The following is a 14,030-nucleotide window of genomic DNA, read 5'->3' on the forward strand; positions in this document are numbered from 1 at the left end:
TACCAGTGTAAACACCCTTTCTTATGTAAATTAATCAATAGAGAGCTTGATCTGTTTTAGATCAAACTCTCTATTAGATTTATTTTACTTTTCCTTTAATCGCTTCAGCTGCTGCATCCGCTGCCTCTTTTGGAGTTTTCTTGCCTTCCATCATTGTTTGAAGCTCCGCTTGGATTAACGGCATGATGTTACGTCCCTCTGGATGTATAACCCCCGGCATTGCAAACTCAGTATAAGTTGCTAGCTGAGCTAGATACTTCTGCTCTCCAAAGATATCCTTTGCAGATTCACGTGTTGGAATGTACTGAGTAACCTGATTAAATTTACGTTGGTTTTCTGCACTCGTCATAATTTTTACAAATTCAGCTGCTGCATCTGGATTTTCTGAGTTAATAGGTACTACGAACATACCAGTAGTTCCATAAGTAACTTGTTTTTTGTTCTTTAATGGAGGTGCAATAACAAATTCAAATGTATCTTTACTTAACATACGGCTAATTGATGCCCCAGATCCTTGAACAGAAAGCATTTTACTGCTATCCCATAAAGCGTCGTGCTCTAATGCAGTAATAGAATCCTTTGGAATCCACTCATTTTTATACATTTTGTTGATAAATTCGAAGGCTTCTACTCCAGCATCGCTGTTAATCATTACTTCATTGTCAGCTGTAAGCACTTCTCCACCTGCTTGCCATAGATATGGATACAACGTTCCATTCATCGAACCACCGCCTTGGAAGCTAGATGCATAATATCCTTTTTCTTTTGCTTTTTCAGCCCATTTTTCAAATTCTGCCCAAGTTGCTGGAAGCTTTGATGGGTCTTCTCCAATTTCTTTAATGATGTCCACGTTATATAGGAATGTATATGCTTCCTGAAGAATTGGTAATCCATATACCTTATCCTTCCAAGTAGTTGAAACTAATGCACTCTCCACAAAATCTTCCATGTCATTATCTTTTAAATATGGATTAAGATCCAATAACATACCCGCTTCGGCATATTGCGGCATTTGGTCAGGAATAGCATAGAATACATCTGGCCCATTATTAGCTGCTAAAGCAGTCAGCACTTTTTGGTCACGATTCGCCCAAGGTATTTGTTCAAAGTTCACTTTCACTCCAGTAGTTTCTTCATAAGAACTAATTATTTCCTTCCACATCTTACCTTCTACTTCCTGGTCACCTGTAAAAGGGTGTGCCCAAACTGTTATTTCCCCTGAGAAACCATCTTCTTTATTTCCTGCTTTTCCAGAAGTTTCTATCTTTTCACCCGCATCCGAAGCATCTTCCTCACTACACGCTACCATTAGAGCACTAAATATTAATAACAATAAAAAGAACCACAGCTTTTTCATTTCATTTACCCCTTCCCATTTATAACGATTTTCTCTTAGAGCGGACAACTAGCTATTTTTAAAAGACTACCTCCCTTCAAATAAGCTAATCCTTTTAATAAGAAAAGTAGCCAGTGCCTATGTCTCTAGCAAATGGAGCTAATCACTTAACTAGAAAAATACTCAATAAAAAGTTCTACTTCTTATTCCGTAAAATAGTAAGCGCTGTCATAGCAAAATTATTAATTTTTTTAAATATTTACTTTTTACTCACCTTTGAATATACTGAAATTACTAAATTATTAATTAACTTTTAATTAATCTTATATGATTAGTAATAAAGAGACAATGTCTATAAATAGTCTTTAATTGATAAAATGTTTTATTTAGTAAAATTAAATCAATTTCATAATTCCTATTTTTTTTAAAAACACGAACAATCGAACTATGATATAAGCCTTTTGCGATGGCTTATCTGTTTCACTCATTCCCGCAGGAGTCGCCGCACCTGTCGCTACAATCAATATATTAGGAATCTTCGTGTTTAATTGGTAAAGAACTATTTACGAAATTAACTCAATTTAATATTAAACTTTTAAATTTGAGAATTGAAAGGCGTGATATATTCTGAATTGGGATAGCTTTAATAACATCGCCTATAGGATGCTTTCACTGATCTATTTAAATTTTTTATGGATTTTTTTTAGCATTGTAGGGTTAGGGGCTTTTGGTTTATTTCCTTCTACTATCGCTTTGTTTAGTACTATTAGAAAACTGCTAAACAAAGAGAACTATGAATCGATTAAAATTTTCCCTACGTATTGGAGATTTTTTAAAAAGGATTTTTGGAAGGCAAATGGCTACGCCTTAATTTTTGTTCTCGTGGGTTATTTTCTAGTTTTTGACTTTCAATTTATTCTGTTAAATGATGGCCAATTTACTTTTTTAATACCAATTCTATTTTTTATTCTTCTCTCTAGTATTCTTATTTTATCGTTTTTCTTTCCTGTTTATGTTCATTTTGAATTAAAGTACTTTGAGTACATAAAGCAATCCTTACTCATAGCTATTACCTCTCCATTAGAGCTTTTAGGCATTTTAGCAAGCACAGTTGCTATGTATTTTTTTCTTACATTTTTGCCTGGGGCAATCCCGCTTTTCTCTGGAAGCCTACTTGCCTACGTCATAACCTTGTTGAGCTTTAGAGCCTTCAGAAGAATCGAGAAAAGACAAGAAAAGAACAGAAACGCAGATTCTATCTCTTTGAATGATAGTACTAAGTTTGAGGAAGTCCCTTCTCTAACTAAAGAGAGCTCAATCTATTAATAAGATTAAGCTCTCTTTTTCTTTATTTTAATTTTTCTTCAATTGCCTTGGCTGCTGCATCTGCAGCTTCTTTAGGAGTTTTCTTGCCTTCTAACATTGTTTGTAGTTCCGCTTGTATTAAAGGCATAATGTTTCGCCCTTCCGGATGAATGACCCCTGACTGTGTAAATTGAGTGTAAGAGGCCAATTGTGCTAAATATTTTTGATCATCGTAAATATCCTTTGCCGATTCTCTAGTAGGAATGAATTGGGTTTCTCTATTAAACTTCCTTTGATTTTCTGCATTGGTGATTACCTTTATAAACTCTGCAGCAGCATCTTTATTATCTGAATTAACTGGCACAACAAACATCCCAGTAGTACCATAAGTAGCCTGTTTTTTATTTTTTAATGGCGGTGCTATCACAAAGTCAAACGTCTCTTTTTCTAGCATTCTACTAACTGATTTCCCTGCCCCTTGAATAGACAGCAGCTTACCGCTATCCCATAATGCATCATGATCTAAAGCAGTAATAGAGTCCTTTGGAATGTAGCCGTTGTTATATATTTTATTGATAAATTCAAATGCCTCTACTCCGTTTTCGTTATTAATCAACACTTTGTTATCTTCTGTTAGAATTTCACCGCCTGCTTGCCATAGATAAGGGTAAAGTGTCCCATTCATTGAACCTCCGCCTTGAAAGCTAGAGGCATAATAACCTTTTTCTTTAGCTTTAGCAGCCCATTTTTCAAACTCTTCCCAAGTAGTAGGAAGCTTTGAAGGGTCTTCTCCAATCGCTTTCACTACATCCACATTGTACATAAAGGTCTCGACAGATTGAAGAATTGGTACACCGTACATTTTCCCCTTCCATTTAGTAGGGATTAAAGAGCTTTCTACAAAATCGTCCATATCATTGTCTTCCAAATAAGGGCTTAGATCTACGAGCATCCCTGCTTCAGCATATTGAGGCATCTGATCGGGAATGGCGTAAAACACATCGGGTCCATTATTGGCAGCAAGAGCAGTCAAAATTTTTTGATCGCGATTAGCCCAAGGGATTTGTTCAAAATTAACTTTCACACCGGAAGTCTCCTCATATGAAGCAATTAACTCTTTCCACATTTCTCCTTCTTTTTCTTGATTGTCAGTGTATGGATGAGCCCAAACGGTTATTTCCCCTTTGTCATTAGAACCAGACGTTTCAGAATCATCATTACAAGCAACTAGTAATAAACTACAGAATAGAAACAAAGAAAATAACTTTTTCATTTCACTTTCCCTCCTAACTATTTGTATTCAGATTACATTTCTTTATTTTCATAAAAACCAACCTTCTCAAATTCCTCCTTTCATTTTCATCCGACTGTTCTCAAGGATAGTAAGCAATAATACAAATTACACCAAGGTATATATTAACAAAAATTACAGATTCTAAATCAAATAGTGACCTAATAGTATATGATTGACTAGAAAGAAACAATGTCTAGAAATGGTCTGTAATCCCCCATATTAAATAAAACGACATTATTGTGAATGAATTAAGAGCGTGGAAAAATAACCCAAGAGTTTCACATCGAGGGTATCAATGGCCTTTTCCGAGTCTAACAATCGCTCTTAAACAAATCGTTTATCATCTGTCTCTGCATGGAGGGAGAAGTGTAACCATCCACGTAGAAAGCGTAGCGCCTGAAACGAAAAAAGACTATAGACAGTTTCAAATTTCTTTGAATTTGTCTATAGTTTGCAACAACATTAATAATGATACTTCTTTATAATCCTATAAAATATCCAACCAAATTTTAATGGCAGTTCCTAAAATGAGTAATGCAAGTATGAACTGTAAAACTTTCGTATTCATACTCTTGCCTGCTTTGGCTCCAAGTGGTGCTGCTATTAAACTAGCTACAATCATAATAACTGCAGGATAATATTCAACCTGTCCCGTTGATACTTTACCTATTGTCGCACCAATAGAAGATATAAAAGTAATTGCTAAGCTTGTAGCAATTGTCATTCGTGTTGGTATTTTTAATACTACTAGCATAATTGGCACTAACAGAAATCCACCTGCTGCCCCTACAATTCCCGATCCAATTCCTACTATAAAAGCTAAAATAGCTGCTAAAAACTTGTTAAAGGTGACTTCATTTAAAGGCTTATCATCCACCTGTTTTTTTGGTACAAACATCATGACTGCCGCTATTAACGCTAAAATGCCATACACAATGTTAACTGTCTCCTCGGTTAATCCCTTTGAACCGAAGCTACCTACAAAACTACCTATTAAAATAGCTCCACCCATATAAATAATAAGTGACTTATTTAAATATCCACCTTTACGGTAAGCCCATACACCCGCTATAGAGGCAAAGAGCACCTGTACTGCGCTAATCCCTGATACCTCATGTGATGTAAATGCTGTAAATCCGAACATGACTGGTATATATAATAGCATCGGGTATTTAATGATTGATCCCCCAATGCCTAGCATACCAGACACATATGAACCGACAAATCCTATAAGAAAAATTGTAATGATCCAAGGTATATCCATATTTATTCCTCCTTTTAAGAAAAGACAGACAAACTTTGAAAACAGCTTTTGTTTCCTTATTTATGAAAAAAGGGGACCACTCTAGGGTCCCCCTATCCACTTATGCTTTTTGAATCCAAAACTTTAGAACTCCAGCTTCCTCTAATTGCTCTAAAATAGTGTGACCTCCAGATGAAGCCCAGGCAGGAATATCTGCCAAAGCTCCTTTATCGGTTACATGTACTTCTAATATTTCACCGGACTCAATTGTATCCATTGCCTTTTTAGTACGAACGATCGGCATTGGACAAGCTAAACCTTTTGCATCTAATACTTTTGTTGAATTCATTTTTCATTTCTCCTTTTAGTAAATAGTTTTTTTTTTAGACTAATTAGCGTACAGCACAACGGTTTGGACCTATTTCCATTTCTGTTTGTTCTTCTGAGGTCGGCGTTATTTTCCCCATATTGACTTGACGGATTTCTTGATAGGCATTAGGTTGTGGAGGAAGATTATCAGTAACAATGCTACGGAATTTATTTTCATCCTCAATATTTAAACCATGGTTTTCTAAAAACAAATCTCCTAATCTTTTCGCAACAGTTCCATCTACATTTAATTCATCAATTATCATGAAGTGAGCAGGTAGAACGATTAAATCATCAGAAAGCTCGCGATAGCGTGTATACAATGTTTCTCTTAAATCTCCAACCCAGTCTTCTGCCAGACCAGCTAAATCTGGGCGTCCTATGGAATCAATAAATAAGATATCACCTGTTAATAAAAACTTGTTATCTACAATAAAAGAAGTAGATCCTATTGTATGCCCTGGTGAATAAATTGCTTGGATAGCAATAGTTGTATGACCAATTTCCACTTTTTCACCATCTACTAACGGTGTGTAGTCAAATACGACTTCTACTGCGTCCTTTGGTGGCAAGTAATAAGTAGCACCTGTCTGCGCAGCAATTTGACGGCCACCAGAAATATGGTCTGCATGTAAATGCGTATCAAAAATATGTGTAATCTTTGCTTTTTTACTTGCTGCGAAATTGATAAATACATCAGCCATGCGAGTAGCATCTATAATTGCCGCTTCCCCATTAGAGATAACCATATAAGATAAGCAGCCTTTTCCTAAACGAACAAATTGGTAAAGTTCGCCTCCATCCTGTAGGTCACTCACTTTAATTGGCTCGAGGTATTCACTCCATGCCTTCATCCCACCTTGTAGATAAGCAGCGTCACGTCCTGCATCTGAAAGCATTTCTGCTACCATAATGGACGACCCTTCCTTCGCACAAACGACTAAAATCTCTTTGTCATCAGGTATCTGAGGTAGAATTTCTTCTACACCATCCAGTAATTCAAAATAAGGTATATTTAAGTATTTAAATTTATGTCCTTCTATTTTCCAATCAGCAAATGCATCCGTGTTACGTACATCTAAAATGAATAGATTTTCATTATTAATTACTTTTTTTGCAATTATATCTGCTGTCCATTTAGTTACTGTCATGTCCAAATTACCCCCATAGGTATTATTTTCGTTAAAAATTTTTAAGCATTTTGTACGGTTAGAAAGTCAATGTCGGAGACGCGTCTTTTGCAAATTCTAGAAACGTCACTGCTCCTCCCACTTCGATACCATTAACAAAATCCTCCTTTGTTAATCCCATTACATCCATAGTCATTTGACAAGCAATAAATTTAACCCCTAATTCCTGCGACATTTCCACCAGTTGAGGAATATTAGGTATATTCGCGTTTTTAAACCCTTCCGCTAGGCTCTCTCTGCCTTCAGGCATTGGTAATGCCTGCATTCCTTGTTTATGGATTAAATTCAACCCTTCGAACGTAAAAAATATTGCTACCTCTTTTTCTGTTGCTGCTGCAGCTGTTGCTATATTGAACACTTTATATGCATCAAAAAGTCCACCATTACTTGCTATGATTGCTACTTTGTTTGTCATCATTTTTCCTCCTAAATTGTTTTTTTAACGCTTCCGCTCCACTCTGTCATACCTGGTATGACATTCCAAACTTTTGCAAATCCATTTTGCACTAGTGTTTGTGCTGCAAGATCGCTTCGCTTGCCTGTTCTACATATCACATAAACCGGCAAGTCTTTATCAAGTTCATCCATTCTTTCTTCTAACTCGCCCATTGGAATAGACTTAGCTCCATCTATGTGTCCAAAAGCAAACTCAGCAGTCTCGCGAACATCTAAAATTGTTCCTCCATCTGCCACTTTTGCTATTAGTTCATCCAAGGCAATGATTTCTTGATGCTGATTTTCTTCCATAGCCTCATTTGAACATTTACGAATGTAATGCTTTAGTACATCCCCATCTTCAATTGTTCCAATGTATTGATGCCCCACTGTTTTAGACCACGCGGCAAGATCTGCCTTAGAGCCCTTGTCCGTAGCTGAAACTTCTAAAATTTGACCATCTTCTAAACCAGCCATGACCTTTTTTGTCTTTACTATAGGCATTGGACAAGCCAAACCTTTTGCATCTAATTGAACATCTGCTTTTAAACTCATTTATACTCTCCTCCATACCTAATAGGGTATTATATTTTAGAAAAAATTTTTTTAGTTTATTTCACCTTCCCAAGCTAACATTCCACCAGTCATATTTGTAACATCATAGCCTTGGCTATCTAAAAACTGTGTGGCACGTCCACTTCTACCTCCAGATCGGCATACAATAACGTAGGAATCTTTTTTCGAGAGCTCATTCATACGAAATTCTAACAGACCTAGTGGGATGTGAATAATCCCTGGTATTGCTCCTTGCTCCACTTCATCTACTTCTCGCACGTCAATTAAATTTACTTTCTCACCCTTTACTAGTTTTTGTTCTAATTCTTTTGCTGTTATCTCTTTCATTTAAACTTCCTCCTCTTATCTCCATGCACTCATGCCACCACGGACATTTGTGACACGATCATAGCCTATTTTTTTTAATTGTTTACACGCATTACTACTACGCATACCACTTTGACAAATCACTACAATCTCTTTATCCTTCGGTAGCTCATCCAATTTAGATCCCAATGGGATATTTTTAAACTGTCGAATGTTTCTCCCTTTATATTCAGCCGGAGTCCTTACATCTATGAAGAATTTATCTTTGTCATTTAATATATTTTTCAGCTCTGTAGTAGTAATATTTTTAATACCTTTTGCAGGCAACATCTTCCATGCAAAAAATACTACTACCAATGCAACAAATATCCATTCCATTTGTCTCTCTCCTATATAAATAGATTTACAGTGCCATCTTCAGCGTCAGCCAAGTACGCTGCTACTCCCGCATACTGAACACCATCGAGTAATTCTTCTTGTTGTAATCCCAGCAAATCCATCGTCATAGTACAAGAAACTAATTTTATATCTTGCTCCTGTGCCATCTCTATTAACTGAGTTAAAGAAAGTGCATTATGCTTTTTCATGACATGCTTAATCATTTTAGGTCCCATACCAGCCATCTGCATTTTAGATAGTCCAAGCTGCTCTGCTCCCCTCGGCATCATTTTGCCAAACATTTTTTCTAAAAATCCTTTTTTAACCTCAATATGCTGTTGTTTACGTAGCGCATTTATTCCCCAAAATGTGTGAAATATTGTAACCTCATGATCGTAAGCTGCTGCACCGTTTGCAATAATGTATGCTGCCATCGCCTTATCATAATCACCACTGAATAAAACTATCGTAGTTCTTTTCTTTTCCATCTCAATCTCCTTCATACCTGACGGGGTATTATTTTATTTAAATAAAAAAGCCGGACTATCGGCTCTTTACAACTAAATTCATTGCCTCTTGAATAACAGAATTCATTTTATCTTTATTTCCTTCTGCTTCTTGCACACATTCTAAAAGATTGTTACTAACAATTACACCAATTGTACGATCTGCTGCAGAGCGAACTGCTGAAAGCTGGGTAACGACTTCCTTGCAGTCCTTGCCCTCCTCCATCATCCGTAAAATTCCACGAAGCTGGCCTTCCATTCGTTTAATACGATTAATAGTTTTTGCATCGTATGCCAACAAGCACACCTCCTTCTGAAAATTTGATGAATGTTATAACCGTTATATTATACCCCTCTAGGTATTTTGTCAACACCAATATAAAAAAGTAATTTTGTCCCTTAGTGATAATTTCCCTTATATATCTGCAAAAAGGTATGTGTACTAAACACTAGTTGATAAATTAATTATTTATTTTTAATCAAAAAAAGATGGATTGTTTAATTTACATATATGTTGTAAGATTCACTAGTTATATTAAAATATTTTTACTTACTTTAACACACTTAATCTAAAGGTAAGGTGAACTATAGATGAATACGAAAGCTTTTTTACTGGCGATTTTGACTGTAGCAATTTGGGGATCTTCTTTTGCAGCAATTAGCGCCAGCTTAAACGGAGGTTATCCTCCCGGTCATTTGGCATTATTCCGTTTTTTGATTGCCTCGCTTATATTTTTACTCATTGCACTCTGGCCAGGAAGTAAATTTAAACTACCCGAAAAACAGGATGGGTGGAAAATAATAATCTTAGGCTGGATTGGTATTAGTTTGTATCATATATGCGTCACTTTTGGACAGATGACTATTTCTGCAGGGACTGCAGGCATGTTAATTGGTTCTGCACCAATCGTTACCACTGTGATGGCTGTAATTATTTTAAAGGAACGTTTAGGTAAGGTAGGATGGGTTGGTTTAGCTTTCGGCTTTATCGGAATTATTCTTATTGCTTTTGGAACTGGGGATTCTTCCTTTGACATCTCTCCAGGAGTATTCCTAGTTTTAATAGCAGCTATTGCAACTTCTATTTTTTTCGTTTACCAAAAGCCTTTATTTAAAAAGTATAGCGCTATTGAACTTACTGCTTATTTTACATGGACAGGTACTTTGCCTTTTCTATTTTTTGCTCCAGGACTGTTTGATACACTCCAAAGTGCAACAAATGAAGCTAATTTATCGGCTATTTATATTGGAATATTCCCTACCGCACTTGCCTACCTCACATGGGCAATAGCTTTATCTCAAAGTAATGCAAGCTCTGTTTCAAATACATTATACGCTGAGCCGGTTGTAGCTATAGTCATCACTTGGATTTGGCTTCACGAGCTTCCATCTCCTCTCTCTATTGTTGGAGGAGTAATTGCTATTAGCAGCTTGTTGTTCGTCAACCTTTATGGAAAAAAACAACGGCTATCCCTTCAACAAAAAAAGTTGGTCAAGTCTCATACATGATTGGCAAGTGAGTAGGTAGTTCTTCGGCTAACGCTACTTTTTCTCGAGGGGCAAGTTGCTAGACAAATCTTTGCTTCTTGTCTTTTAAAAAGGTACCTAGTGACTGAAAATTCACTTAGATACCTTTTTTTTAGTTTTATCTACACGATGGTATTCAGATATTTGGACTACTCGGACATCCTCTGTATTTAACTCATGGTAAATTCCTCTACTATCTCGAAAGGAAATATATTGGTCTCTCTCACTTTGGATAAGGTCCTCAGCTTCTTCTTGAGAATCTAAGTGTATAAACCTCCTAATGTAGTGGTTTTCATCAAAAAAGTAGGTTACTTTAAATTCTTTCATATTTGTTCTCCTATTGCGGCTTGCTTCTTACATTAGCCATGATAAATTTGCTATGTGGGAGACTAGGTATACTCACCATACTATAACTTAAATCTTGATTTGGAATTTCATAATCAAGTTTATTTGAAAGATATTGAAGACTCACCTTCATTACTTCAATGGTTACCCATTCTCCAGCACAGCGATGTCCCATATTGAAGTCACCTCCGCCTTGTGGAATAAAGCTAAATGGACTCTCATCCCACCCCTCGAAACGTTCAGGATTAAAAACTTCAGGATTATCCCATAGGTTTGGGTCATGGTTGGTACCATATAAGTCCAATAGCGTTAACGTACCCTTTTCGAATTGAAAATTGTTCCATATAAAATCCTTCTTCACTCTTGCAACAGCCATTGGAAAGAATGGATAAAAGCGACGTACCTCTTGGACAAACATTTGTTGGAATTGTTCTTCATTCTTTAAAAGTCTTGATTTATTTTCTGGATATTGATGAACAGCTAATCCAGTGAAGGTAATATAGACGGAAATTGCTACAATTGGCCTGATAATATTCAGTACTTCCACAGCAACGATTTCTTTGTCCAAAAGTTTACCATCTATATCCCTATGAATTGAAAAGTTATACAAGGCAGAGCCTTCCCGTGGTGATAACTCCTTATTTCTAACTTGCTCCACCATTTCTCCAACCCAATCCTCTAATTCCTTCCTTGCATGCCTTCCCATCCAATGTTCGGGACCTAACGCAGACGCAGATTCAAATAATTTAGTCAGTTGCTCCGTCCGCTTTTTAAGTTCACTCTCATTTAAAGGAACGCCTGCCCATTCACATGCTAGTTGGCATAACAACTCTCTGGATTCATCGTATAAATTAATCTGTTCTTTTTGCTCCCATTCGCTACCCTTTAAATCCCAATACTTATGAGTCAGACTTTTTAAGTGCTCCAAATGTGAAGGTGTCATTATAGACATGAACATAGTTTTTCGGTTTCTATGCTCTTCCTCGTCTAAAGTTTGAACTCCCCCCTCACCAAATAACGTTTTTTGAAGTCTCTTTGGTGCAGCTCCATTCCTCATAAATTTGTCATTGTCATAAAAAAGTTTTGATGCTTCCTCTCCACCCAAACATATTGCCTTTTGTCCTAGGAGACGAGTTTCAAAAATATTAGAAGCGAAACTCTTCCGCCTATTAGCCAAGTACATATATCCTTCCCGTAATAATGTGAGGCTATGATCCAAACCCTCTTCTTTTGGCATTTGACTTGAATTCGTCATTTCAACCATCTCCTTATTAGCTACTATTGTTGGTTTACTTTTCCCTTTTTAATCTGATTAAAACTAGCAAGGGGCTAACACTAATGTTTTAAAAGATATAAGGTTGGTATGCTAAAATAAATGTACAGTCTCCAGAAGGGAAGAAACCATTATGAAATCACCTTTTACATACAAATACTTACCACCTAAAACTATCACTCCCAACCAACCATCTCTATTTTTACTGCATGGTATGGGTAGTAACGAAGAGGATCTGCTCCAGCTTGTAAAAGAATTCGAAGGAAGCCATCATATATTTAGTTTGCGTGGACCCATCGTGTTTAGTCCTGGATATGCATTTTTTACTATTGAAGAAGCGGGAAAACCACATAGAGAGGTTTTTGATAAGGTCGTGACTTATCTGCACCAATTCATCGCAGAGGCCATAGAAGAATATAATCTGGATCAAAACAAAATAAATTTATTAGGTTTCAGCCAAGGAGCTGTATTGGCTCAAACTTTAGCTTTTACTATGGGTAATGTTATTAATGGAGTAGTTGCTTTAAGTGGTTATTTACCCGATTTCGTTAAAGAGGAATACAGAAAGCATCCTATTGAACATTTGAACGTTTTCATATCTCATGGGGATTATGATTATGTCATTCCATCTCAATGGGGAGCAGAGAGCAAAGAGTACTTTGAGGAACAAGGAGCTAAGGTGACGTTTAAAACATACGAGGACGGTCATGGTGTTATTCCTGAAAATCAGCGTGATATCGTTACTTTTATAAAAGAACTATAAGAAAATTTCTATGAAAAATGCTCTAAGCTGATTATGTTAATAATCAGCTTAGAGCATTTTTATGTAACATCTACAATAAAAGCAATATTAAAAGCAAAGCCACAGAAATTTGGAATACCCCTACGCCTCCAGCGTATATAGTTAAATTCCATCCCGACTTTATAAGTTCTTTTATTTTTACCCCCATCCCTATCCCTGCTAGTGCGATAATTTCTAAATATCCTCCTAGCTCTTTTATAGGATTAGTAATGGTAGCAGATGGCTGCAATAAACTATTAATACAGCATAGTAGAAGGAATCCTGCCACATACCAAGGAATAATTTTACCAAAGCTAAACTTCTCTTTCGTCGCTACCTTATTTTCCTGTTTTCTAAATTTAATCTGCTTTAACACAAAAACCACTGCGACTAGAAAAATAATTCGACTTATCTTAAATACCGCTGCTTGGTCCTTTACCTCTTCTCCAACAATACTCCCACTTGCAACTACTTGTCCTACCGATTGTAGCGTACCTCCTATGAGAGCAGCAGATGGTATCACAGCATTAGAAAATACAAGATTTGTGATTACCGGTAAAAAAATCATTAGAACAGATCCAAGAAGGTTAACCAATGTCACAGATAAAGCAATATCAGAGGATTTGGCCTGGATTGCTGGCCCTGTCGCAGCAATGGCCGAGGACCCACATACAGCATTACCACTAGCCATTAGTAAGGAGAAATCTTCGCCAAATCTTAGCTTTTTACCAAGCCAGACAACAAAAATGATGGTTAAAGACATTTGAATAACGATAAAAGAAAGCCCTGACACTCCCATTTCCATGATTGTTTGGAAAGTTAAAGTCGCCCCCAATAAAACGATGGAGTAATACAAGAGATTACTTTCAGAAAATTTCACTCCAGCAGACCATCTTGGAGACGAACTAATTTTCAAATTCCCAATTAAAATACCGATTAAAATAGCAAACAGTCCACTTCCCAAAGCAGGAAATAACTCCCCGATAAACCTTGCTATAACCGCAATGATCATACATAAGAACAACCCTGGTAAAATTCGAGCAATTTTTTTCATATCTATCCCTCGCTACTAAGCTTCTAAATAAAAAGCGTTAGTTTTCTTTATACTAAACTTTAGAATAAGACTTTTATTATCGTAAGTAAAATGAAAAAAAGCTATTAAGTAC

At 36.4% G+C, this 14,030-nt stretch carries 17 protein-coding genes; 3 read left to right on the forward strand and 14 right to left on the reverse strand.

Annotated features, from left to right (window positions below; all coding sequences use genetic code 11):
• Nucleotides 1–79 precede the first annotated feature (79 nt).
• The gene (locus H9650_RS08890) at nucleotides 80–1,357 is read right to left on the reverse strand and encodes a sugar ABC transporter substrate-binding protein (protein ID WP_144538473.1); all 1,278 of its coding nucleotides are present in this window, start codon (nucleotides 1,355–1,357) and stop codon (nucleotides 80–82) included.
• A 642-nt stretch (nucleotides 1,358–1,999) separates the two neighbouring features.
• Between H9650_RS08890 and H9650_RS20880 the strand changes: the two genes are divergently transcribed.
• Nucleotides 2,000–2,662: a YesL family protein gene (locus H9650_RS20880; protein WP_191697015.1), complete on the forward strand. Its 663-nt coding sequence runs from the start codon at nucleotides 2,000–2,002 to the stop codon at nucleotides 2,660–2,662.
• A 22-nt stretch (nucleotides 2,663–2,684) separates the two neighbouring features.
• On the opposite strand, the gene H9650_RS08900 is transcribed toward H9650_RS20880, so the two are convergent.
• The 10 genes from H9650_RS08900 to H9650_RS08945 form a co-directional block, all read right to left on the reverse strand.
• Nucleotides 2,685–3,914, reverse strand: coding sequence for a sugar ABC transporter substrate-binding protein (locus tag H9650_RS08900; RefSeq protein ID WP_144538471.1), 1,230 nt, complete (start codon nucleotides 3,912–3,914; stop codon nucleotides 2,685–2,687).
• 508 nt (nucleotides 3,915–4,422) lie between these two features.
• A complete protein-coding gene (locus tag H9650_RS08905; RefSeq protein WP_144538470.1) occupies nucleotides 4,423–5,199 on the reverse strand; it encodes a sulfite exporter TauE/SafE family protein in 777 nt (258 codons plus the stop codon).
• A gap of 100 nt (nucleotides 5,200–5,299) precedes the next feature.
• Complete coding sequence (locus H9650_RS08910) at nucleotides 5,300–5,527, reverse strand: sulfurtransferase TusA family protein (RefSeq protein WP_144538469.1); 228 nt, start codon at nucleotides 5,525–5,527, stop codon at nucleotides 5,300–5,302.
• Between the two features lie 43 nt (nucleotides 5,528–5,570).
• Nucleotides 5,571–6,698 (reverse strand): MBL fold metallo-hydrolase, encoded by a 1,128-nt coding sequence (locus H9650_RS08915; RefSeq protein ID WP_144538468.1) that lies wholly within the window; start codon nucleotides 6,696–6,698, stop codon nucleotides 5,571–5,573.
• Nucleotides 6,699–6,756: 58 nt separating this feature from the next.
• On the reverse strand, nucleotides 6,757–7,152 hold the full coding sequence (locus H9650_RS08920) for a DsrE/DsrF/DrsH-like family protein (RefSeq protein WP_144538467.1): 396 nt from the start codon (nucleotides 7,150–7,152) through the stop codon (nucleotides 6,757–6,759).
• Nucleotides 7,153–7,163: 11 nt separating this feature from the next.
• Nucleotides 7,164–7,727 carry a sulfurtransferase TusA family protein gene (locus H9650_RS08925; RefSeq protein ID WP_144538466.1) on the reverse strand — a complete coding sequence of 188 codons (564 nt, stop codon included), beginning with the start codon at nucleotides 7,725–7,727 and terminating at the stop codon, nucleotides 7,164–7,166.
• A 51-nt stretch (nucleotides 7,728–7,778) separates the two neighbouring features.
• Complete coding sequence (locus H9650_RS08930; protein ID WP_144538465.1) at nucleotides 7,779–8,075, reverse strand: rhodanese-like domain-containing protein; 297 nt, start codon at nucleotides 8,073–8,075, stop codon at nucleotides 7,779–7,781.
• Nucleotides 8,076–8,090: 15 nt separating this feature from the next.
• Complete coding sequence (locus tag H9650_RS08935) at nucleotides 8,091–8,432, reverse strand: rhodanese-like domain-containing protein (protein WP_144538464.1); 342 nt, start codon at nucleotides 8,430–8,432, stop codon at nucleotides 8,091–8,093.
• Between the two features lie 11 nt (nucleotides 8,433–8,443).
• Nucleotides 8,444–8,920 (reverse strand): DsrE/DsrF/DrsH-like family protein, encoded by a 477-nt coding sequence (locus H9650_RS08940; protein ID WP_144538463.1) that lies wholly within the window; start codon nucleotides 8,918–8,920, stop codon nucleotides 8,444–8,446.
• Nucleotides 8,921–8,975: 55 nt separating this feature from the next.
• Nucleotides 8,976–9,236 carry a metal-sensitive transcriptional regulator gene (locus H9650_RS08945; protein ID WP_144538462.1) on the reverse strand — a complete coding sequence of 87 codons (261 nt, stop codon included), beginning with the start codon at nucleotides 9,234–9,236 and terminating at the stop codon, nucleotides 8,976–8,978.
• A gap of 293 nt (nucleotides 9,237–9,529) precedes the next feature.
• Between H9650_RS08945 and H9650_RS08950 the strand changes: the two genes are divergently transcribed.
• Nucleotides 9,530–10,447: a DMT family transporter gene (locus tag H9650_RS08950; protein ID WP_144538461.1), complete on the forward strand. Its 918-nt coding sequence runs from the start codon at nucleotides 9,530–9,532 to the stop codon at nucleotides 10,445–10,447.
• 111 nt (nucleotides 10,448–10,558) lie between these two features.
• On the opposite strand, the gene H9650_RS08955 is transcribed toward H9650_RS08950, so the two are convergent.
• Together H9650_RS08955 and H9650_RS08960 are read right to left on the reverse strand one after the other, a co-directional pair.
• A complete protein-coding gene (locus H9650_RS08955) occupies nucleotides 10,559–10,792 on the reverse strand; it encodes a hypothetical protein (RefSeq protein ID WP_144538460.1) in 234 nt (77 codons plus the stop codon).
• A gap of 10 nt (nucleotides 10,793–10,802) precedes the next feature.
• Nucleotides 10,803–12,065: a cytochrome P450 gene (locus H9650_RS08960; RefSeq protein ID WP_144538459.1), complete on the reverse strand. Its 1,263-nt coding sequence runs from the start codon at nucleotides 12,063–12,065 to the stop codon at nucleotides 10,803–10,805.
• A 151-nt stretch (nucleotides 12,066–12,216) separates the two neighbouring features.
• Between H9650_RS08960 and H9650_RS08965 the strand changes: the two genes are divergently transcribed.
• Nucleotides 12,217–12,846 (forward strand): alpha/beta hydrolase, encoded by a 630-nt coding sequence (locus H9650_RS08965; protein ID WP_144538458.1) that lies wholly within the window; start codon nucleotides 12,217–12,219, stop codon nucleotides 12,844–12,846.
• Between the two features lie 70 nt (nucleotides 12,847–12,916).
• Here the strand turns inward: H9650_RS08965 and H9650_RS08970 are convergent, their stop codons facing one another.
• The gene (locus H9650_RS08970) at nucleotides 12,917–13,918 is read right to left on the reverse strand and encodes a YeiH family protein (RefSeq protein ID WP_144538457.1); all 1,002 of its coding nucleotides are present in this window, start codon (nucleotides 13,916–13,918) and stop codon (nucleotides 12,917–12,919) included.
• Nucleotides 13,919–14,030 lie beyond the last annotated feature (112 nt).

This window comes from Psychrobacillus faecigallinarum, assembly GCF_014836595.1.
Lineage (GTDB): Bacteria > Bacillota > Bacilli > Bacillales_A > Planococcaceae > Psychrobacillus > Psychrobacillus faecigallinarum.

Coding starts and splice junctions, on each gene's coding strand:
- H9650_RS08940 (WP_144538463.1), bottom strand. CDS start 8,920: ATGGAAAAGAAAAGAACTACGATAGTTTTATTCAGTGGTGATTATGAT.
- H9650_RS08910 (WP_144538469.1), bottom strand. CDS start 5,527: ATGAATTCAACAAAAGTATTAGATGCAAAAGGTTTAGCTTGTCCAATG.
- H9650_RS08930 (WP_144538465.1), bottom strand. CDS start 8,075: ATGAAAGAGATAACAGCAAAAGAATTAGAACAAAAACTAGTAAAGGGT.
- H9650_RS20880 (WP_191697015.1), top strand. CDS start 2,000: ATGCTTTCACTGATCTATTTAAATTTTTTATGGATTTTTTTTAGCATT.
- H9650_RS08960 (WP_144538459.1), bottom strand. CDS start 12,065: ATGACGAATTCAAGTCAAATGCCAAAAGAAGAGGGTTTGGATCATAGC.
- H9650_RS08915 (WP_144538468.1), bottom strand. CDS start 6,698: ATGACAGTAACTAAATGGACAGCAGATATAATTGCAAAAAAAGTAATT.
- H9650_RS08905 (WP_144538470.1), bottom strand. CDS start 5,199: ATGGATATACCTTGGATCATTACAATTTTTCTTATAGGATTTGTCGGT.
- H9650_RS08935 (WP_144538464.1), bottom strand. CDS start 8,432: ATGGAATGGATATTTGTTGCATTGGTAGTAGTATTTTTTGCATGGAAG.
- H9650_RS08970 (WP_144538457.1), bottom strand. CDS start 13,918: ATGAAAAAAATTGCTCGAATTTTACCAGGGTTGTTCTTATGTATGATC.
- H9650_RS08890 (WP_144538473.1), bottom strand. CDS start 1,357: ATGAAAAAGCTGTGGTTCTTTTTATTGTTATTAATATTTAGTGCTCTA.
- H9650_RS08950 (WP_144538461.1), top strand. CDS start 9,530: ATGAATACGAAAGCTTTTTTACTGGCGATTTTGACTGTAGCAATTTGG.
- H9650_RS08965 (WP_144538458.1), top strand. CDS start 12,217: ATGAAATCACCTTTTACATACAAATACTTACCACCTAAAACTATCACT.
- H9650_RS08900 (WP_144538471.1), bottom strand. CDS start 3,914: ATGAAAAAGTTATTTTCTTTGTTTCTATTCTGTAGTTTATTACTAGTT.
- H9650_RS08920 (WP_144538467.1), bottom strand. CDS start 7,152: ATGACAAACAAAGTAGCAATCATAGCAAGTAATGGTGGACTTTTTGAT.
- H9650_RS08955 (WP_144538460.1), bottom strand. CDS start 10,792: ATGAAAGAATTTAAAGTAACCTACTTTTTTGATGAAAACCACTACATT.
- H9650_RS08925 (WP_144538466.1), bottom strand. CDS start 7,727: ATGAGTTTAAAAGCAGATGTTCAATTAGATGCAAAAGGTTTGGCTTGT.